Origin of the sequence: Chryseobacterium sp. CBSDS_008 (assembly GCF_049959325.1) — a bacterium.
In the GTDB taxonomy this organism is placed as follows: domain Bacteria; phylum Bacteroidota; class Bacteroidia; order Flavobacteriales; family Weeksellaceae; genus Chryseobacterium.
This window is the reverse complement of record NZ_CP188202.1, coordinates 813,843-834,483: the sequence shown is the minus strand read 5'-3', so window position 1 is coordinate 834,483 and position 20,641 is coordinate 813,843. Positions and strand designations below refer to the sequence as shown.

The window sequence follows — 20,641 nt, the reverse complement described above, 5'->3', positions numbered from 1 at the left end:
CTTATAGTTCTGAAATTTTCTTTCTGAAATACTGATTGGTTTCCACGATGAGCTCATAGTTGGCTCGTTTCAGTCTCTGGCTTACAGAAGACTGTGAAATAGCAAATCTCTTAGCAAGATCTTCCTGTGTGATATCCTGATTCATGATCATTTCATGAATAATCTCCGAAGTAGCCATCGTCCAGTTATCAAAATCTTTGGACGACCATTTCAACAGAATATTAAGATCTCTGTCTACCGGGTCACTGGAAGTTTTGATCGCAACGGTATGTCCGTCGTTTTTAAGGTCATTAAGCAGTCTTCCGGAATGCACATAAGCCGTACCGTTAGATTCTGTGATTTTCTCAGAAGAAAAACTTTCCTCGCCAATACCTATAGCCATTCTTACATCTAAATTTTCGAGACTTTTAATAAGAGATTTTATGGCCAGAAAACGCCAGAAAACATCATCAATATTGCATTTGAACTGGAACTCATCTCCTCTGTAGATTTCCCATGTATGAGGAGCGCTTCCCCATCTTTCGAGAAGATTTTTAAGTCTGGTAATCCAAACTTCAGTGTCCGCATGCTGTGAATTTATAATATCACCGGTAATGACCGCTATCATACTGCAAATATAAGCATAATTACTTATATATAAAAAATATAAGCAGAAACCCTTATAGATATTGATTATTAGTGAATCAGCTTATATCAATGATGCAGTAAGCATAAGGTTTTTAAGGCATTGTATAAAAGCTGCAAAATTATCAATAACCAAAATCAAGTGGGAATTTTTAGTATTTTTTTATTTTAACTCTACTTTTTTGCACTTTTTATGGTAAGAAGCTATTCCTGCTATCCGCTCATACTCCCCGCTCCAATCTTTCCAGCTTCTTAACCTTCAACTCTCCCACTATGCTCCGGGGTAACCGCTCCTATCAGGGCTAGGACAGTCATTGCGAGTAAAGCGAAGCAATCTTTTAAACTATTATACACAATATAAAAATAAACCTAACAGGTTTTAAAAACCTGTTAGGTTTGGCTTGTTATAAAAATAATAGTATTTAAATCTGATATTTATTTTTTAATAAACTGATGTGTCTTTTCATCAAGCTTCAAGAAATAAATTCCCGTTGGGATACCTTGCACTGAAATATTTTTCTTATACCTGAATGGATCTTTTTCCGTGTAAATCACTTTTCCTGAAAGATCAATGATCTGAGCTGTTTTCACTTTCTCCGTTTCTCCTTTTACATAGATATTATCATAAACCGGGTTCGGATAGATGGTAAATTCATTATTGGCAGCAATCAATTCTGCGGCAGACAGGGTGCCACCCAGGTTCTGACAATAATCGGAGGGATAAGAATCCCATTCGCTGATATTAAATGTATTGGAGGGCTGGCTGATGGTGCTCTTTCTGTATAAAGATACATTCCCGTTGTTATTGATAGCATATTTCACTCCGATAGCATCTACCGTTACTGTTTTATTATACGCAAGTTCCACATAATTTTCTCCCGCAAACATCATAGGATCAGAAGCCGTCACAAATTTTGCCTGATCAGGGGTGTAGCATGACAAAGTACCTTTTGGATTCAGAATAACAAAAGTTTCATTGTTTCCTACTTTGCCTTCCAACTCATATGTATCCCCGCTGTAGATGGCATTTGTAGAACTGTTTTTGAACTGGATGTTGATCCTGTAATTATTTAAATTAACCTCATGTCCGGTTTTATTAACAATTTCCAGAGCGTTATTCTTAACGAAATCTGTATTGGTCCCTGATATATATTTTGTAATCATAAGATCCGGAGCAAATGAATCCGAAGCAATTGTTGAAGCTGTAACTGTATTACTGAATGGAGACTCCAGATAGGCTTTATCAAAAGCTTTCACAGTAAAAGTATAAGTTGTTGACGGGCTCAGGTGGTCTATGCTTATAGAAGTTCCCTTTGTAACAGCTACAGGTGCTGCTGATCCGTTCATATAAACCCGGTATCCTAAAATATCTGTGTCAGGAGAGGCTATCCAGTTCAGATTGATAAAATAAGCATTCTGCTGGGTTGAAACCAGTGATCCCGGAGCTGCCGGAGCAATATTGTCCGGAGTTTCTGACCAGATCATATCAATCCACTCTGGATGATCAATAAAGGGGTTTCTGTTTTTTTGTATGGTATAGATGGCATTATTCCGGTCAATTTCTCTTTGGGAAACAGGATCTGCAGTACTCCACTGCTTCAGCATTGCGATATAGGGAAGATCAATGGCTCTTTCTTCAGTCCCATCCAATGGGCATTGATCTGTAGCCGGAGTAAGATTGGCAGATGTAGTATACGCTGTATTGAATGAACCTAATTTTCCTTCGTATCTTACTGCAAAGTACAATAAGGTCCTTGCAATGTCACCTTTGAATTCATTAACAGGCTCGTAAACCCTTCCGGTATAAGGATAATTCGGAATGGCTGCGTTAGAGATTCTCGAAGTATTGGTAAAAATATAATGATTCGTATTGTTTCCTATTCCATAAGGATAGTTGCTCCTCCGTTGGTTAATATATGCATCAGCAGGAATAATAAAATTCAGATCCGAATACATAGGATAATCGCTGATGGATGAGTTTGTACTGAATGTACTCTGCGGTATCATATGCTCCCTGTTATACCCTTGGCCTTCCATACTGACACCTGCCACCATCTGACCCGCAGTATATTCATATGCATCCGGACCGGAAGGGATTTCTGAATAGATATCCAGCAGGTATTGAGTATTGGATGCATCATGATCATAATATTTATCAAGATCAGTTTGTCCGTACAACACTTTAAGGTCGTCATAATGCCAGTTAACCATTTTTTCCGAAATAATATCGTGGAGTTTTGACTTCAGGGCATACCCCGTCAATCCGGCCGTTCCGTTATAATATCCTGCAGGAGCCTGCGCTGAAAAATAAGAGGAAATTAAAACGATAGGAAGTAGAATTTTTTTCATACCTTAAAAATTGGGACACTAAAATAGTGAAATAAAAAATCTAAAAAGCTGAATATTTTATTAATAAAGTATTAATTATCAAAGTATAAAAAATTGAAAATTAAAAGCATTGCTTTCCAATATTATCCATAAAATAATTTTTCTTTAGCATTCCGTCAATTTGGTTATCTTTGGGAACTAACTATTATTATATGAATACAGAGACTATTGACAACATCAAAATGATAGCGGAAACGGCTAGAGAATTTGCAGAAAAGAATATCAGACCGAATATTATGGAATGGGATGAAAGCCAAACATTTCCAAAAGACTTATTCCACCAGTTAGGTGAGATGGGTTTTATGGGAATTGTAGTTCCTGAACAATATGGAGGCTCTGGTTTAGGCTATCATGAGTATGTTGCTATTCTGGACGAAATTTCTCAGGTTGACCCCTCTATTGGTCTTTCTGTAGCAGCACACAACTCTCTTTGTACCAATCATATCTATGAATTCGGAAATGAAGAGCAGAGACACAGATGGCTTCCCCAGTTAGCTTCAGGGAAAGTAATTGGTGCCTGGGGACTTACAGAACATAATACCGGTTCAGATTCAGGAGGAATGTCTACTACTGCTGTGAAAGATGGCGATGAGTGGATTATCAACGGCGCTAAAAACTTCATTACCCATGCTATTTCAGGAGATATTGCCGTAGTAATGACAAGAACAGGCGAAAAAGGAGCTAAGAACAACTCAACAGCTTTTGTTTTAGAAAAAGGAATGCCTGGTTTTACTTCCGGGAAAAAAGAAAATAAATTAGGAATGCGTGCTTCCGAAACTGCAGAATTAATTTTTGATAATGTACGCGTACCGGATTCTCACCGTTTAGGTGAAGTTGGTGACGGTTTCAAGCAGGCAATGAAAATATTAGATGGTGGTAGAATTTCTATCGCAGCATTAAGCTTAGGTACGGCAAGAGGCGCTTACAAAGCAGCTCTAAAATATGCAAAAGAAAGACATCAGTTCGGAAAACCGATTTCAGACTTTCAGGCAATCAACTTTATGCTAGCAGATATGGCAACAGAAATTGATGCTGCTGAACTTCTTATCCAAAGAGCTTCCACTCTTAAGAATGCAAAACAAAAAATGACCAGAGAAGGAGCAATGGCAAAACTCTATGCTTCTGAAGCTTGTGTGAGAATTTCAAACAATGCGGTTCAGATCTTCGGAGGATACGGTTATACAAAAGATTTCCCTGCTGAAAAGTTCTACAGAGATTCTAAACTTTGCACCATTGGTGAAGGTACTTCTGAGATTCAGAGACTGGTTATCGGAAGAGACATCACAAAATAACTTTTAAAATCCCAATACAAATGATTAAACAGGCACTTTTAGGTGAGTTTCTGCATGAAGCCGAAAACACCAGAAAAATTTTACAGGCAATCCCTGACAGCGCATTAGACTGGAAACCGTCTGAAAAAAACTGGACAACCGGCCAGCTGGCCTCTCACATTGCTGAAGTATACAATTGGTATGAACCCACTTTCAATCAGGATACTTTTGATATGGGTGCATATAAGTATGACAAAGGAGATATTTCCAAAGCGGAAAATATCTTAACAAAATTTGAAGAAAATGTTGCCAACGCACAGAAAGCTCTTGAAAACTCTGATGAAAATACTTATTTCAATGAGTGGAAAATGGAAATGAACGGAAATATACTTTTCCCGCCATCACCAAAAATCCAGGTTGTAAGAGGCTTTCTTTATAATCATTTGTACCATCACAGAGGTGAACTGGTTGTTTATTTAAGATCAACCGGCAATAAAGTTCCCGGACTTTACGGTCCTACTGCTGATGATAAAATCTAATTAAGGATTAATAAAATACAATAAGCTGTTTCAAGATGAAACAGCTTTTTTTGTAGACAAACTGTAGAACGTATGGCAACCGTTGTAAAAATCAATTTAATACTATTATTTAAATATAATTAAATAAATAACAAATTACATGTCTCATTTTAATAAATTAATAAAAAAAACACAGCTATTTTATTTTTTAAAAAATTAAAATTCACTTCATCATTTTTACTTTTCTTTATTAATAAGCTTTTTCAATTATATTTAATGTATTGCATAATATTTTAAAGCAACATTCTAAATATTCCTTAAAAAATTTTGTTTTTGATAATATATTTTTTATTAGCTTTGATATTCCACAATCAAATTTAATATTTAATATGAAAAAACAATTAACGCTGATTGGAATGCTCCTAATTTCGGGTATTTCTTTCGCTCAGACTGACCGTCTTTGGTCTGAAGGTTCCAGAAAAACTTCATCAGAGATTTTTGAAAACAAAACAGGCATCAGCAATCCTAAGGTCTACAGCCTTGATATCAACGGATTGAAAAATGCCCTGGCAAAAGCTCCCAAAAGACTGGCTGCAGGCGAAAAATCAGAACTCATCATCTCTTTTCCGAATTCTGAAGGCAGAATGGAAAATTTTAAAGTGAGGGAGAATTCCAATTTTGCCCCTGAGCTGGCAGCAAAGTATCCGGATATCAAATCCTATGTAGGACAAGGTCTGGATGATCCTAACTCCACAGTCTATTTCAGTGTTTCCCCACTAGGACTGTCATCTATGGAGATTTACGGTGATAAATCAGCAGTATTCATTGAGCCCTACACGAAAGATCTTTCCACGTATGTAGTGTACAGAAAATCTGATAAAAAAGATGATCTTAACAAATTTGAATGTACGGTTGTAGATGCTGCCCAGAAAGGAGTTTCTAATTCTGCTCTTGCGGCAAGACCAAATGCTGACGATGCTAAACTGAGAACATTCAGACTGGCATTATCCTGTACAGGAGAATACACTGCTTATTTTGGAGGAACAAAAGCTCAGGCTCTCGCTGCTATGAATACCACAATGACCCGTGTAAACGGTGTTTTTGAAAAAGATTTCGCAGCAAGAATGGTTCTGATCGCCAACAATGACGCTGTTATCTACACCAATGCTTCTACAGATCCTTACTCCGCTGCTTCAGGAATGAGCAACTGGAATTCTCAGCTGCAAAGCACTTTAACTTCTGTAATTGGTGAGGCTAACTACGATATAGGACACTTATTCGGAGCTTCAGGAGGCGGTGGAAATGCTGGCTGTATTGGCTGTATCTGTACAAACGGATCAAAAGGAAGCGGATATACCTCTCCGGCAGATGCTATTCCTTCAGGAGATAATTTTGACATCGACTATGTAGCCCACGAAATGGGACATCAGTTCGGAGGAAATCACACTTTCTCAATGAACAATGAAGGAACAGGCGCTAATATGGAACCGGGATCAGGATCAACAATCATGGGATATGCAGGAATTACCAGCCAGGATATCCAGCCTCATTCTGATGCGTTTTTCCATGCGATAAGCATTCAACAAATTACCAATAATATTAAAGCGAAAACCTGCTCTGTTAATACCAACACAGGAAATTCAATTCCTACCGCCAATGCAGGTTCAGATTATACCATTCCAAAGGGAACGCCATTTGTGCTGACCGGAACAGGAACAGATGCTGACGGGGATTCCCTTACATACATCTGGGAACAAATGGACAATGCTTCTTCTTCTCAGACAGGAGCAAGTTCTGCAGCAAGTGCTACAAAAGCTTCGGGACCTAACTTCAGATCCTGGACTCCTACTACTGCACCTGTGAGATATTTCCCAAGAATGGCTTCTGTTTTAACAGGTGCAACTACTACAGCTGGCTCTGAAATCACTGTAGAGGCCCTTTCTTCTGTTGCCAGAACATTAAACTTCAGATTTACTGTTCGTGACAACAAGGCCGGAGGTTCAGGAAATAACTCTGATGACGCTGTAATTACTGTTAACGGAACGGCAGGACCATTCAATATAACTTCGCAGAATTCAGCAACAACATATGCCGGAGGAAGCTCCCAGACTGTTACCTGGAATGTGGCCGGAACTACAGCAAACGGTGTGAATGCCGCCAATGTAGATATCCTTTGGTCAACAGATAACGGAAATACATGGACTACTCTTTTGGCAGGAACGCCGAATGATGGTTCGCAGGCGGTAACTATTCCGAATTCAACTACTACCACAGGAAGAATTATGGTTAAAGGATCCAACCACATTTTCTTTGATGTTAACAATGCCAACATCTCTGTAAATGCAGGTTCCGGAACTCCTGACACAGTAGCCCCTACAGCTCCTACCCTTGCAGCTTCGGGAACTACGGCTACAACGACCAATCTATCATGGTCAGGAGCTACAGATAATGTAGGTGTTACCGGATATGATGTATATCAGGGAACTTCATTAATCGGTTCTACCGCTACTACTACTTATACAGTAACAGGACTTACTCCATCAACAACGTATTCTTTCTCTGTTAAAGCAAAAGATGCGGCAGGAAATGCTTCTGTTTCCAGCAATACAGTAAGTGTTACCACTCTTTCAGGAGGAACGGTTACTTATTGTTCTTCTTCAGCATCTAATACAGCAGATGAAAGAATTGGAAATGTAACGTTTGGAACTATCAACAATACTTCTACAGGTACTGCAGGGTATGAAAACTTCACTTCTGTTTCTACCAATGTTACAAGAGGAAGCGCTTATACAATTTCCATAACTCCGGTTTGGACTTCTACAAAATACAGTGAAGCATACGCTGTTTATATTGATTACAACGGAGACGGAGACTTTACAGACAGTGGAGAATTAGCATGGACAAAAGCAGGTTCTACAACCAGCCCGGTAACAGGATCTATTACCATTCCATCTACAGCAACTGTTGGATCAACAAGAATGAGAGTAATGATGAAATACAGCTCAATCCCTACGTCTTCTTGTGAAGCCTTCACGTATGGTCAGGTTGAGGATTATACCCTTAATATTGTTTCTTCAGGAAAAGGAGATCTTCAGAATCCAAGAGATCTGATTACAGATATTAAGCTTTATCCAAACCCGGTGAGAGACCTGCTTTATATTTCAAATACGACTTCAGAAGATTACAAAATCTTCGATATGGGTGGAAAACTGATTGACTCAGGAAAGCTTCAGAGAGGCTCTGTGAATGTAAGCAATCTTATCAAAGGTGCTTATATGATTCAAATCGGAGAATCAACCAAGAGATTTATTAAAAATTAATAGACTTTTAAAATTAAACAATGTGAAAAGCTGTTCTGCATGGAACAGCTTTTCTTTTTTTGTAACGTTTTGTATTGTTTCAAACAGCCCTTGATCTATGGGGTATTTCCGACAAAAGCATGTTGATAAAATGTAGTTCCATTTTTTTTTATTAATTTTGATCAAAATACATTTGCGTGAAAAAACAACTATTGATGACGGGAATGCTTGCATTGTCGGGCATGTCATTTGCACAGACCTATCGTTTATGGACCCCGAGCTCTTCAGGAATATCCTCTCCTGTTTTAGAAAACATGTCACGTTTTGAAAATCCACAGCTTTATCATTTAAATATAAACGGATTAAAAGATGTATTGGCAAAAGCTCCCAAAAGATTAACAGAGAAATCTGAAACAATCATTTCTTTCCCTGATTCGACAGGGAAAATGGAAAATTTCAAAGTATTCGAAAATTCTAATTTTGAACCTGAACTGGCTGCCAAATATCCGGATATCAAATCCTACATGGGTGAGAGCCTGGAAGATCCGGCTTCAAAAGTTTATTTCAGCATTTCTTCCCTGGGGCTTTCCTCTATGGAAGTTTACGGGAATAAAGCTGCCGTTTTTATTCAACCCTACACTAAAGATCTTTCAACCTACATCATCTACAAAAAGTCTGACAGAAAAGACGTTTTGAATAAACTCGAATGCAGGGTTTTAGATACAGCCTCAAAAGGAAACTCTAGCGCCATTGCCAATAAAAATGCTGATGACTCCACCCTGAGAACGTTCAGGCTTGCGCTCTCATGCACCGGAGAATATGCCTCTTATTTCGGAGGAACAAAAGCTCAGGCATTAGCAGCTATGAACAATACAATGACCCGGGTAAATGGTATCTTTGAAAATGAATTTGCAGCGAAAATGGTCCTGGTCGCCAATAATGACGCTCTTATTTATACCGATGCAGCCACAGATCCTTATTCTCCGTCTTCACAGATGAAGCACTGGAATCTGCAGCTGATGAATACGTTAAGCTCTTCTATCGGAAATGATCATTTTGATATCGGTCATCTTTTCGGCAGGGATGGCGGCGGCGGTAATGCGGGATGTATCGGATGTATTTGTGATAACGACATGTCTACTTATGAAGACCAGGGTATTACCTATCCCAGCAGCTACAAAGGAAGCGGATATACTTCACCGGCAAATGGTATTCCTTCAGGAGACAGCTTTGATATCGATTTTGTAGCTCATGAAATGGGCCATCAATTCGGAGGCAACCATACATGGTCATATGACATTCAATCAGGATTAAAGCCTGTAGAGCCGGGTTCAGGATCTACTATCATGGGATATGCCGGCGTTACCAATTATGACGTTCAACAGCATTCTGATCCGTTTTTCCATGCTTTGAGCATTGAGCAGATTACCAATAATATCAAAACAAAAACCTGTTCTGTCAACTCCCCTACAGGAAATACAATTCCTACAGCCAATGCAGGTCCTGATTATATGATTCCCAAAAGCACTCCTTTCATGCTTACCGGATCCGGAACTGATGCAGATGGAGATCAGCTTACTTATATATGGGAACAGATGGATGAAGGAACAGCTTCTGAAACAGGTGCCAATTCTGCGGCAAAAGATTCAAAAAATGCAGGGCCAATATTCAGGTCATGGACGCCTTCGGGTTCTCCTGTGAGATATTTTCCCATGATGTCTTCTATCTTAACAGGTGCGCTCAAAACTTCAGGAACTGAAATAGATGTTGAAGCCCTTCCTGCTGTAGCCAGAACTTTACATTTCAGATTCACCGTTCGGGACAACAAAGCCGGAGGCGGAGGAAATAATTCTGATGATGCAGAAATAACTGTTAACCCAGCCGCCGGACCATTTATGATTACGTCACAAAACACAGCGGTTTCCTATATAAAAGGAAGCTCACAAACGGTTACATGGGATGTAGCAGGAACCACAGCCAACGGAATCAATACAGCCAATGTAGATATTCTATGGTCAACGGATAATGGCAGTTCTTGGACAACATTATTGACTGCAACACCTAATGACGGCTCACAAACCATTACAATTCCTGATATTTTAACCAATTCGGGGAGAATCATGATAAAAGGAAGCAATCACATTTTCTTTGATATCAATAATGCCAATATTTCGGTAAAAGCTTCTGACGACAAGCCAACGGACGAAAATTCGTCCACAGAAATCATATTGTATCCGAATCCTGTAAAAAACATCCTTACCCTTACCCATACCAGTAATGAAGAATATAAAATCTATGACATGGCCGGAAGACTGGTCAGTGGAGGAAATCTTGAAAGCGGAACGGTAAATGTAAATAAACTAACCAGCGGAACTTATGTCATCCAGATCGGAAGATTTACAAAACAATTCATTAAAAAGTAAAAAGAATATAATGTAATCAAAAGCTGCTCATCCGGAGTGGCTTTTTTTATATGTAAAAATGTAAAATATCACCTTAATGAGTTTATTATTACAACAAATTCCGTAATAACATTTTATTTTAAAGAAAAATCACTACTATTTGAGTTTTTTAATTTAAATTTATCGAATAACAATATTTTATTGTACCGTTTGCCCAGATTGTATTGAGGGAGCTCTGAAGCGTTTTTAACGTCTGATGCAGTTGCTTCTTTTGACTCTATTCTGATTTTTCAACAATCTACTGCCAGAAAAGTGTATTACGATAATTCCAATCTGAATTTTCTTTTTACAGACTGGCAAACAGTAATAATATGCTTATCAGTATTTCATATACTATTCTTTTGTAAAGAAAAACGATGTTTCAAAAAAGGTACCCTTCAAATACCTATATGATTTTAAAATAATTTAAAATTTTTTATATGAAACATTTATTTAAGTACCTCTTTTTTTTAGCCATTACTTCATTCTCGGTTGCCTGTAGCTCAGACAATGATGATATAATTGATGTTAATCCTGACGTTACCAGTGTATTCTATAAAAATGCTGATGAGCTGGCGGTAACTTACGATACAAACAACAGTGTAAGCCAGTCCATCAAAAACCAGGCATATGATCTGTACAAACGAGGAAAATGGAGCGAACTGGAATCACTTTTTAAGGCTAATAATCTGAATGGAGGATGGCCGCCGGCAAACGGAGGTTATAATATTATTGACGATGTTCCTTTACAGGTTGGGCAGAAGTTTGACAGATATAGCGGAGCTGTCGGGAGTTATAACGGAACCGGTGTTCCTACTTTAGGCGGAAGTTTTACAAGTCCGATCATCAATGGATATGTGTATACTTTCACTCAAAGAGCTTTAAATCAACCTGAAGATAAATACGATTTTTACTATGAAATTGATGTATTGAATAATTCTATGCAGTTTAAAACCCAGACAGCAGACATTATTCCGTGGTTCGGCCAGACAGGAAAAGGAAAACAGACCATGTGGAAAATCCCTGTTGATATCAATACCGGTTACCAGAAAACATGGAATAAACTGGCAGAGGAAGGGTATATAAAAATCACCATTAAGAAAAGTCCAAGCGGAAAATATCCTAACTTAGCAGGCACAGTTATTCAGCCATAAATCAACTCAGATGTATTCAATATCAGAAAAAATAAACATTACCGGAAAAGCGCTTGTTGAAAAAAATACCTTCATCAATGATGAGGCTCTTCCATCAGCAAAAACAACTTTCATCTGCTGTAGCTGCGGAAACAAAAATACACTTAAAATAGCCCCGTACGAATCCGGGTTCCCCATTCTGCAGGTCTACAATGAAGATAAGGTGCTATCCAAAAATGAATTATTACAACACGGAATCGTGAACGGCACTTCTCAAAGCATGTTTCATTTCGGCGAACTGACCGTTAATAATCTGCCTACTTTATATTTTGGGGTAGATTGTTCTTCCTGTCACTCCAACTATATCTGTGTATTCAGCTATGGAGAAAAGCAGCCGGGATTGATGATGCTGAATATTTCCGGTGTCTGGAAATATGAATAATTGTAATAACTGAATAGAATTAAAATATTTCAAAATAAAACCACAATTTTTATAGTTGTGGTTTTATTGATTTTTGCAGATTAAATTTTGTTTTGAAAAATTTTCACCAATTCTTTATTCACACATTTAGTCCTGTACATTTCACATTTTAGAAATCCTTTTCTATCTTTGTGAAAATAAAAAAATTCATGGATAAAATTGATAGTCTGAACCAAGTAGCAGAATTCCATACTACTTTCAAAGCCCCTATTTTAGATACCCCACAAATCCCTTCTCCGGAAAGATGTAATCTGAGAGTGGAGCTTTTACAGGAAGAATTAAATGAACTGAAGCAGGCCATTGCAGATCATAATATTGTAGAAATTGCTGATGCTTTATGTGATCTTCAGTATGTTTTAAGTGGTGCTGTACTGGAATTCGGACTTGGCAGCAAATTTGTAGAGCTATTCAACGAAGTTCAGCGCTCCAATATGTCGAAGGCATGTGATAATGAAGAGCAGGCGAAGGAAACTGTTGAATTTTACAAAGAAAAGGAAGTAGAATCTTTTTATGAAAAGTCGGGAGAAAAATTTAACGTTTACAGACAGGCAGATCATAAGGTATTGAAAAACAAATACTACTCTCCTGCTGATTTAAAATCAATTATCGAGAAATAATATGAAAAAATTTATTACCAATATTATTGCCTTTTCAAGCTTATTTTTAGCTGCACAACAGCTAAGTGCTCAAAAAGTAGTGGTAAACCGTGAGGTTGAAACTCAGAAAGATGGCAAAATGCTTTTGGGAAACCAACTGAAAGAGCAGTTTTTAAAAGCTCCTTATGCAGATTGGTATGTAAAAGAGCATGATGAGTATGTTCTTGACCAAAAAGCAGTCAGTGAATTAAAAAAAGAGAAGATCGGCACGTATGATATCATTGTTTTCATGGGGACATGGTGTGAAGACAGCCACAGGGATTTTCCAAGACTGATGAAAATATTGGAAGCCGTAAATTATCCGGAAAATAAATTAAATATTATTGCTGTAAACCGTAAGAAAGAATCTCCTACAGGGGATGAAAGTCTTTACAATCTTCAGAAAGTACCTACCATTATCGTGAAAAGATATGGAAAAGAATTGGGCAGAATTATAGAAATGCCTACTACAGGGTATATTGAAAGAGATTTAGTTGAAATTCTTAAAAAGAATGATTCGTCTGTCATTAAAGAAATTTTTAAATAGATTTTGAGAAATTATAGAACAATATTGTCCTTCGCAGCCGGTGCCGGCGCTATGGTACTTCTGTTTTTTGGCCTGAAGTCTTGTCTGAACCTTGGAACTAAAACTGAACAGTCGGATTATTATATTCTGACCAATCAGATTTCCAAGATGAATAAGATGGTGGTGATGGAACAGAATACCTCCAGCATGCAGAAAACCAAAATGGGTTATGAAGTTTTTGGGAAAGAAGTTTCCAGCAACAGCATTATTACTTATACCAAGACCAATGCACAGGTTTCTTATGATCTCAATAAAATGAAGATCGAAGTAGATTCCATCAATAAAAAACTGATCATTACCGAGCTTCCTGATGCTGAAATAAGAATTACCCCGAGCGTTGAAATTCAATCGCTGGATGATTCTTTCATTAACAGAATTTCTGAAAAAGACATTAAAAATGTTACACAGAAAGCTAAAGAAACGGCGGAAAAATCAATTGACCAGAATCAGCTGAGAAACGAAGGCCGCAAACAGCTGATGGAAAACCTGAATAATATTTTTGTTTTGGCCAAGGCATTGCATTATGAAGTAGAAGACAAAACCGGAAAAATTGGTGTTTTAGGACTTTAGGATAAAATATTTCCGTTTGGCAAACACTTTGAATGATAATATCCATATTCTTGAAATTAAAATTTAAAGTCATGGATTCAAAAGGAAACACCAAAAAGAAAGAATCTGCCAATACCGCAGAGACCCAAAAGCAAAATCAGGATTTTCAGGATATTCCTGCAGCTTCGAAAAAGACCAATCCACCTGATATTGATAAAGAAGATGTTCAAAAGTCTTCCAAAAATAAATCAGGAAAAACGGATAATACAAAATCAAAATAATAAAAATTATTTATAATTTAAAAAATGAAAAGTTCCGCCTCATTTGAGACGGAACTTTTCGTTCTAACTATCTAACTGAACTTTTGTTTCTATACAATGGTTGACTTTCCGATCCTGATATTTTCAAAATTGTAATAGGACTTTTCGGAATACCGGATATGATCGGCAATAAAACTTCCCACTTCACTCGTTGAGTAATACTGCTTGGAATTAAGATCAATCGTAACATATTTGTTTTCAATGGCATGTTCTACAGATTGTCTCAGTTTTTCGGCTGCAGTCTGCAGATTAAGATGATCCAGCATCATGGCAACACTTAAAATAGAAGCCACAGGATTGGCAATTCCTTTGCCTTTCGCCTGTGGATAAGATCCATGAATAGGCTCAAACAAGGCATTCTTCTCTCCTACCGATGCAGATGGCAGCAGCCCGATAGAACCTCCGATCACACTTGCTTCATCTGAAATAATATCTCCAAACATATTTTCGGTCAGGATAACATCAAAATGCTTAGGATTAAGGATCAGCTGCATGGCAGCGTTGTCTACAAACATATAATCAAGCTGTACATCAGGATATTCGGGTGCTATTTCCTGACAGGTTTTTCTCCACAATCTTGACGTATCCAGAACATTGGCTTTGTCAATAAGCGTAAGCTTTTTCTTTCTTTTCTGAGCTTCCTGAAACGCCATATGTGCAATCGGAATAATATCTTCGCGGCTGTATTTGCACACATCATAGGCATAAGCTCCTTCCGGATCTGTAAATTTTTCGCCAAAATAAATTCCGCTTACCAGTTCTCTGAAAATCTGGATATCTGCACCTTCAATAATTTCTCTTTTCAAGGGACTTTTATCAATCAATGACGGATATGTTTTCAATGGACGGATATTGGCAAACAATCCCAGTTCTTTACGAAGTTTCAATAATCCTTGTTCAGGTCTTACTTTTGCTTCCGGATTATTATCAAAAACCGGATCGCCAATAGCTCCGAAAAGCACTGCATCAGATTCTTTACAGATTTTTAGGGTTTCTTCAGGCAAAGGATTTCCTGTTTTGAAAATAGCTTCTGCACCGATTAATCCATAGTTAAAATGGAATTTACATTGAAAAGCTTCAGCAATAGCATCTAATATTTTAATGCTTTCACTGATGATTTCCGGCCCGATCCCGTCTCCTGGAAGAACCGCGATTTTAAAATAATTGTCGCTCATTTGCTTTTTGTGTTTTTAATTCAAATTCTGTGATCGTCTGCTTTCTGCTGATTAAAAAATCAATATCATCATAACCGTTCAACAGGCATATTTTTTTGTAAGAATCGATTTCAAAAGTCTCTGTGGTATCTTTAAAACTGACAGATTGCAATTCAACATCAATGGCAATTTCATTATCAGGATTTTCGTTGATTCCTTCTAAAATTTCTTTTAAAAATCCTTCGGAAACTTTTACAGGAAGAAGGCCGTTGTTCAGGGCATTTCCTTTAAAGATATCGGCAAAATAACTCGAAATAATAACTTTAAATCCATAATCTGTTAATGCCCAGGCGGCATGTTCCCTGCTGCTGCCACAACCAAAATTGTTTCCAGCAACAAGAATTTCACCACTGAATTTAGGATTGTTTAAAACAAAGTCAGCATTCGGTTCTCCTGTATGCATATTAAACCTCCAGTCTCTGAAGAGATTTTCCCCGAAACCTTTTCTGTCTATACTTTTCAGGAATCTTGCCGGAATAATCTGGTCCGTATCTATATTTTCTGCCGGCAATGGAACTGCGCGGGATTTTAAAACAACTAATTTTTGCATGTATTCTATATTGTTTAGACTTAGAACCACAAAAGGCACAAAAGCTTTTTACTTTTTAGGCTCCTCTTCATTTAAAGAAATTTCATATAAGAAGTTTACATAAGGATAAAAATCAAAGATTTTCAAAAAGCTTACGTACTCTTGTTCTGCAACCAGATGGAACCTTCTTCTTACTTAAGTATTATCATCTTTTGTGTCTTTGTGGTTAAGTTCCTTTTTAGTTTAAGCTTTCAAAAGCTGAGATTTTACCTTCTATAGCTGCTTTTGCTGCAGTAAGCGGACTGGCAAGAATCGTTCTTGAACCTTGTCCCTGTCTGCCTTCAAAATTTCTGTTGGAAGTGGAAACACAATATTCCCCTTCAGGGATCTTATCATCATTCATCGCCAGACATGCCGAACATCCCGGCTGACGGATCTGAAATCCTGCATCATTGAATATTTTATCCAAACCTTCCTCATAAATCTGCTTAACCACCTGTTGGGAGCCTGGAACAATCAGTGCTTTCACCGCTTCTGATTTGCTTTTCCCTTTAATATACTGGGCTGCAGAACGGAAATCTTCTATTCTTGCATTGGTACAGCTGCCTATGAAAACATAATTAACCTTGATACTGTTAACTGTCTGTCCGGCTTCCAGTCCCATATATTTCAATGCTTTCTCTTCAGATTCATTCTGCGGCGCCGGAATAACTTCCCGGATTGAAATACCCATTCCCGGATTGGTACCATAAGTAATCATCGGATAGATATCCGAAGCATCAAAACTGAGTTCCTTATCAAATACAGCACCTTCATCGGTCTTCAGGGTTTTCCAGTACGCTGTTTTTTCATTCCAGTCTTCACCTTCAGGAGCAAATTTCCGGTCTTTTACATATTCAAAAGTCGTTTCATCGGGAGCAATCATTCCTCCTCTGGCACCCATTTCAATGCTCATGTTGCAGACTGTCATTCTTCCTTCCATTGACATTTCCTCAAACACATTCCCTGCATATTCACAGAAATATCCGGTTCCGCCGTCTGTTCCTATTTTTGAAATGATATAAAGAATCACATCTTTCGGCTGAACATTTTCATTCAGTGTTCCATTAACGGTAATTCTCATAGATTTTGGCTTGTTCAGCAGCAGACATTGGCTTGCAAATACCTGAGCGACCTGGCTTGTTCCGATTCCAAAAGCAATAGATCCAAATGCTCCATGGGTAGACGTGTGGCTGTCACCGCAGACAATGCTCATTCCGGGCTGGGTAATCCCTAATTCCGGAGCGATGATATGAACAATACCCTGGTACTGATGTCCCAGTCCGAAAAGTTCAATATTATTTTTCTTACAGTTTTCTGTAAGCTGTTCTACCTGATTCCTTGAAAGCTCATCCCGGATAGGCTGTTCCTGATGCAAAGTGGGTACATTATGATCCGCTGTTGCCACAATCTGTTCCGGCCTGAATATTTCCAGATTTCTGGACTCCAGCTCTGCAAAAGCCTGAGGACTGGTTACCTCATGAATAAGATGTTTGTCTATATAAATGATCTGAGGTCCGTCAGGAATGGTTTCTACTACATGCGCATCCCAAACTTTATCAAAAAGTGTCTTTTTACTGCTTTTCATTTTTTACTTTATTTTGATTTAAATCAAACCTATCCTATTTTTCTGCTGAAAGAGTCCATCATCATACTCAGATCATTGTTGTCTATTTCTTTTTTGAGGTCAGCGATCTTCAAAAACTCCTGATACAGATAGTCAAGTTCATTTTTGGTCACTTCATAACCGATATGCTTAAAACGGTAAGCTAATGCTGAACGCCCGCTTCTGGCAGTAAGAACAATCGAAGAGGCATTCACTCCTACTTCCGCAGGATCAATGATTTCATAAGTTTCCCTGTTCTTAATTACCCCATCCTGATGAATTCCTGAACTGTGTGCAAAGGCATTGGCTCCTACAATAGCTTTGTTGGGCTGCACGGACATTCCCATCAGATCAGACACCATACTGCTCATTTCATTGAGCATTCTGGAATTGACATTGGTGTACAGGTTCAGGTCTTTATGCTGTTTTAAGATCATGACGACTTCCTCCAAGGCTGTATTGCCTGCTCTTTCTCCTAATCCATTGATTGTACATTCAATCTGGCGGGCACCGTTGATGGCTCCGGAAATAGAATTGGCAGTAGCCAGTCCAAGATCATTGTGGCAATGGCATGAAAGCACAGCCTTTTCAATTCCTTTTACATTTTCTTTCAGGTATTTTATTTTCTGGCCATATTCTTCCGGAAGACAATATCCTGTTGTATCAGGGATATTCAGAACAGTAGCTCCTGCTTTGATAACTGCCTCGCAGACTCTTGCCAGGTATTCATTATCTGTTCTTCCGGCATCTTCAGCATAAAATTCTACATCTTCCACATAAGTTTTCGCATATCTTACTGCTTCTGCAGCCCTTTCAATAATCTCTTCTCTTGTGGAGTTGAATTTGTATTTAATATGAGAGTCGGAAGTTCCGATACCGGTGTGTATTCTTGGTCTTTTGGCAAACTTCAGCGCTTCTGCTGCGGTGTCGATGTCTTTCTTATTCGCCCTTGTCAGTCCGCATACCTTAGCATTTTTCACAAGCTTTGAAATTTCTGAAACAGACTCAAAATCTCCGGGACTGGAAATCGGAAACCCTGCTTCAATGATATCAATCCCCAGCTCATCAAGCTTTTCTGCAATAACCAGTTTTTGTTCCGTATTTAATTTACATCCCGGAACCTGCTCCCCATCTCTCAGTGTGGTATCAAAAATTTCAATTTTCTCAGAACTCATAAGTGAAGTTTTTTACTTAATTTTGATTCAAAACTACTGCTTGCATTATTTTTTTATTTTCACTTTTCCTGAAAATTACAATATTCAACAGTTGAAAAAACAATCATACTTATCTATTAATCAGTATTTTAATTTATAAAAATTTACAATGGCAGAATTGCAGAAAGATTTTTTGTTTGTATTGGTAAAGTCATTGACCACCTCTGAAAAACGACAGTTTAAGCTGTATGTAAACCGTCTTGGAATTAACGTAGATGCCAAATTTCTATTGTTATTTTCCGAAATGGATAAGATGAAGGAATATGATGAAAGTATTATTATTGAGAAAAAAATCTCCACAAAACAGCAGCTTTCCAACCTTAAAGCCCATCTTTACAAACAGATCCTGGTGAGTCTCCGTATGAACCCGAGTCACCAGAATTACAGAATCCAGCTTCGTGAACAGTTGGATTTTGCCAATATTCTCTACCAGAAAGGGCTTTATAAGCAGGCTTTAAAAATATTGGATAAGACCAAGCAGACCGCACTGGAACTGGATGAGAAAAGTATTGCTTCGGAAATCATTGATCTTGAAAAAGTAATTGAATCACAATTTATTACACGAAGTATTGAAGGACGGGCCGAAGAACTTATCAGGCAATCCCAGGAGATCAGCAGGCAGAACCGCTATACTACAAAATTATCTAATCTTTCCCTTAAATTATACAGTGAAATGCTTACCCACGGCTATGTAAAGAATGATACAGACCGACAGGCAGTCATGGATATTTTCAATGCTGAAATTAAAAACATCAATCCTGAAAAACTGAATTTCACTGAAAAACTATGGTATTATAAAGCTCACGTGTGGAAAAACCAGCTGCTGCAGGATTATAAATACACGTTAAAATATGCTTATCAGTGGGTAGATCTTTTTCATAAGAAACCTGAAATGATCTACAGCCATCCGGTTTGGTATATTAAAGGAAATACTTATCTGCTGAAAATTCTGTTTTTGTATGGCAATATTGATATGCTGGAGAAATATTTCCAGAATTTTAATACAATGGTGCATGCGGAAAACTTCGTTCAGAATGAGAATCTTCAGTCCCTTATTTTCCTTACTCGGTACAATACACTGATGAATATCCACTTTGTAAAAGGAGAATTTTTTACCGGAACAAAACTTATTCCTGAAGTGGAATTAAAAATGGATAAACTCAGAGAAAGAATTGATGAACACCATTTTATGATTCTCTACCTTAAAATGGCGGCCATGTTCTTCGGCAGTAAAATGTTCGAAAAGTCTATTGAGTATGCTATGAGGATAATAGAATCTAAAGGGAATGTACAGGAAGATCTGCTGTTCCATACGCGGATTTTGATTTTAATGGCAAAATATGAATCCGGAAAGGATGAAGATTATGATGAATTTATTGCATCCACGTTGAAGTTTGCTAAGAAAATGAAGAAACCGGAGGAGTTCCACTTTGAGAGCATCCAGTTTTTCAAAAACCTTAATAATCAGATATTGGATAAGAGACAGAAAGCATTTGAAAGTTTTAATAACAAGCTGGAAGAGTTTTCGAACAATGAATATTACAGAAGGTCATTATTCTATATTGATATTCATGGATGGATCAAATCTAAAGTTCAGCATGTAGACGTTATTGAGATTATCAAGCAGAAAGTAAAGTACAAAAGAAAACATTAAATAAAAATTCACAAACCTAATTTACAATATTTTATCATATTTTATTTAATGTAAAGTAAAACATCAAACGAACCATTTTTTTATATAATCTTACAGATTCAGATATTAACAGGTCGCTCCTAGGGAGCTTTATTTTTAAA

General features: G+C 37.7%; 17 protein-coding genes. 11 read left to right on the top strand and 6 right to left on the bottom strand.

All coding sequences use genetic code 11. The features are described 5' to 3' along the window. Window position 1: 1 nt before the first annotated feature. Entirely contained in the window at window positions 2–607 is a 606-nt protein-coding gene (locus ACP3T3_RS03595) for a SatD family protein (protein ID WP_426478560.1), read from the bottom strand. 452 nt (window positions 608–1,059) lie between these two features. Next, complete coding sequence (locus ACP3T3_RS03590; RefSeq protein WP_426478559.1) at window positions 1,060–2,973, bottom strand: endonuclease; 1,914 nt, start codon at window positions 2,971–2,973, stop codon at window positions 1,060–1,062. A 191-nt stretch (window positions 2,974–3,164) separates the two neighbouring features. Between ACP3T3_RS03590 and ACP3T3_RS03585 the strand changes: the two genes are divergently transcribed. From ACP3T3_RS03585 to ACP3T3_RS03540, 10 genes are all read left to right on the top strand, one after another. Continuing rightward, entirely contained in the window at window positions 3,165–4,304 is a 1,140-nt protein-coding gene (locus ACP3T3_RS03585) for an acyl-CoA dehydrogenase family protein (RefSeq protein ID WP_426478558.1), read from the top strand. A 20-nt stretch (window positions 4,305–4,324) separates the two neighbouring features. Beyond that, on the top strand, window positions 4,325–4,822 hold the full coding sequence (locus ACP3T3_RS03580) for a DinB family protein (RefSeq protein WP_426478557.1): 498 nt from the start codon (window positions 4,325–4,327) through the stop codon (window positions 4,820–4,822). A 368-nt stretch (window positions 4,823–5,190) separates the two neighbouring features. Continuing rightward, window positions 5,191–8,121 carry a reprolysin-like metallopeptidase gene (locus tag ACP3T3_RS03575; RefSeq protein WP_426478556.1) on the top strand — a complete coding sequence of 977 codons (2,931 nt, stop codon included), beginning with the start codon at window positions 5,191–5,193 and terminating at the stop codon, window positions 8,119–8,121. Window positions 8,122–8,297: 176 nt separating this feature from the next. Further along, on the top strand, window positions 8,298–10,523 hold the full coding sequence (locus tag ACP3T3_RS03570) for a reprolysin-like metallopeptidase (protein ID WP_426478555.1): 2,226 nt from the start codon (window positions 8,298–8,300) through the stop codon (window positions 10,521–10,523). A 458-nt stretch (window positions 10,524–10,981) separates the two neighbouring features. After that, window positions 10,982–11,695: a hypothetical protein gene (locus ACP3T3_RS03565; RefSeq protein WP_426478554.1), complete on the top strand. Its 714-nt coding sequence runs from the start codon at window positions 10,982–10,984 to the stop codon at window positions 11,693–11,695. Between the two features lie 10 nt (window positions 11,696–11,705). Further along, window positions 11,706–12,116 (top strand): hypothetical protein, encoded by a 411-nt coding sequence (locus ACP3T3_RS03560; protein WP_426478553.1) that lies wholly within the window; start codon window positions 11,706–11,708, stop codon window positions 12,114–12,116. Window positions 12,117–12,304: 188 nt separating this feature from the next. Continuing rightward, a complete protein-coding gene (locus tag ACP3T3_RS03555) occupies window positions 12,305–12,772 on the top strand; it encodes a hypothetical protein (RefSeq protein WP_426478552.1) in 468 nt (155 codons plus the stop codon). A 1-nt stretch (window position 12,773) separates the two neighbouring features. Next, window positions 12,774–13,337 (top strand): TlpA family protein disulfide reductase, encoded by a 564-nt coding sequence (locus tag ACP3T3_RS03550; RefSeq protein ID WP_426478551.1) that lies wholly within the window; start codon window positions 12,774–12,776, stop codon window positions 13,335–13,337. Between the two features lie 3 nt (window positions 13,338–13,340). Then, entirely contained in the window at window positions 13,341–13,946 is a 606-nt protein-coding gene (locus ACP3T3_RS03545) for a DUF4230 domain-containing protein (protein WP_426478550.1), read from the top strand. Between the two features lie 71 nt (window positions 13,947–14,017). Next, entirely contained in the window at window positions 14,018–14,206 is a 189-nt protein-coding gene (locus tag ACP3T3_RS03540) for a hypothetical protein (protein WP_426478549.1), read from the top strand. 89 nt (window positions 14,207–14,295) lie between these two features. Here the strand turns inward: ACP3T3_RS03540 and leuB are convergent, their stop codons facing one another. The 4 genes from leuB to ACP3T3_RS03520 all read right to left on the bottom strand — a co-directional run bounded on the left by leuB (window position 14,296) and on the right by ACP3T3_RS03520 (window position 18,808). Continuing rightward, window positions 14,296–15,420 carry a 3-isopropylmalate dehydrogenase gene (gene leuB, locus ACP3T3_RS03535; RefSeq protein WP_426478548.1) on the bottom strand — a complete coding sequence of 375 codons (1,125 nt, stop codon included), beginning with the start codon at window positions 15,418–15,420 and terminating at the stop codon, window positions 14,296–14,298. After that, window positions 15,401–16,009 carry a 3-isopropylmalate dehydratase small subunit gene (gene leuD, locus ACP3T3_RS03530; RefSeq protein WP_426478547.1) on the bottom strand — a complete coding sequence of 203 codons (609 nt, stop codon included), beginning with the start codon at window positions 16,007–16,009 and terminating at the stop codon, window positions 15,401–15,403. The genes leuB and leuD overlap by 20 nt, the downstream gene beginning before the upstream one ends. Window positions 16,010–16,226: 217 nt before the next feature. Continuing rightward, a complete protein-coding gene (gene leuC / locus ACP3T3_RS03525) occupies window positions 16,227–17,615 on the bottom strand; it encodes a 3-isopropylmalate dehydratase large subunit (RefSeq protein WP_426478546.1) in 1,389 nt (462 codons plus the stop codon). Between the two features lie 29 nt (window positions 17,616–17,644). Continuing rightward, window positions 17,645–18,808 carry a 2-isopropylmalate synthase gene (locus ACP3T3_RS03520; RefSeq protein ID WP_426478545.1) on the bottom strand — a complete coding sequence of 388 codons (1,164 nt, stop codon included), beginning with the start codon at window positions 18,806–18,808 and terminating at the stop codon, window positions 17,645–17,647. A gap of 148 nt (window positions 18,809–18,956) precedes the next feature. On the opposite strand from ACP3T3_RS03520, the gene ACP3T3_RS03515 reads away from it, so the two are divergent. Beyond that, window positions 18,957–20,501: a hypothetical protein gene (locus ACP3T3_RS03515; protein ID WP_426478544.1), complete on the top strand. Its 1,545-nt coding sequence runs from the start codon at window positions 18,957–18,959 to the stop codon at window positions 20,499–20,501. Window positions 20,502–20,641 lie beyond the last annotated feature (140 nt).

Coding starts and splice junctions, on each gene's coding strand:
- leuB (WP_426478548.1), bottom strand. CDS start 15,420: ATGAGCGACAATTATTTTAAAATCGCGGTTCTTCCAGGAGACGGGATC.
- ACP3T3_RS03520 (WP_426478545.1), bottom strand. CDS start 18,808: ATGAGTTCTGAGAAAATTGAAATTTTTGATACCACACTGAGAGATGGG.
- ACP3T3_RS03595 (WP_426478560.1), bottom strand. CDS start 607: ATGATAGCGGTCATTACCGGTGATATTATAAATTCACAGCATGCGGAC.
- ACP3T3_RS03540 (WP_426478549.1), top strand. CDS start 14,018: ATGGATTCAAAAGGAAACACCAAAAAGAAAGAATCTGCCAATACCGCA.
- leuC (WP_426478546.1), bottom strand. CDS start 17,615: ATGAAAAGCAGTAAAAAGACACTTTTTGATAAAGTTTGGGATGCGCAT.
- ACP3T3_RS03585 (WP_426478558.1), top strand. CDS start 3,165: ATGAATACAGAGACTATTGACAACATCAAAATGATAGCGGAAACGGCT.
- ACP3T3_RS03555 (WP_426478552.1), top strand. CDS start 12,305: ATGGATAAAATTGATAGTCTGAACCAAGTAGCAGAATTCCATACTACT.
- ACP3T3_RS03575 (WP_426478556.1), top strand. CDS start 5,191: ATGAAAAAACAATTAACGCTGATTGGAATGCTCCTAATTTCGGGTATT.
- ACP3T3_RS03565 (WP_426478554.1), top strand. CDS start 10,982: ATGAAACATTTATTTAAGTACCTCTTTTTTTTAGCCATTACTTCATTC.
- ACP3T3_RS03515 (WP_426478544.1), top strand. CDS start 18,957: ATGGCAGAATTGCAGAAAGATTTTTTGTTTGTATTGGTAAAGTCATTG.
- ACP3T3_RS03550 (WP_426478551.1), top strand. CDS start 12,774: ATGAAAAAATTTATTACCAATATTATTGCCTTTTCAAGCTTATTTTTA.
- ACP3T3_RS03560 (WP_426478553.1), top strand. CDS start 11,706: ATGTATTCAATATCAGAAAAAATAAACATTACCGGAAAAGCGCTTGTT.
- leuD (WP_426478547.1), bottom strand. CDS start 16,009: ATGCAAAAATTAGTTGTTTTAAAATCCCGCGCAGTTCCATTGCCGGCA.
- ACP3T3_RS03580 (WP_426478557.1), top strand. CDS start 4,325: ATGATTAAACAGGCACTTTTAGGTGAGTTTCTGCATGAAGCCGAAAAC.
- ACP3T3_RS03590 (WP_426478559.1), bottom strand. CDS start 2,973: ATGAAAAAAATTCTACTTCCTATCGTTTTAATTTCCTCTTATTTTTCA.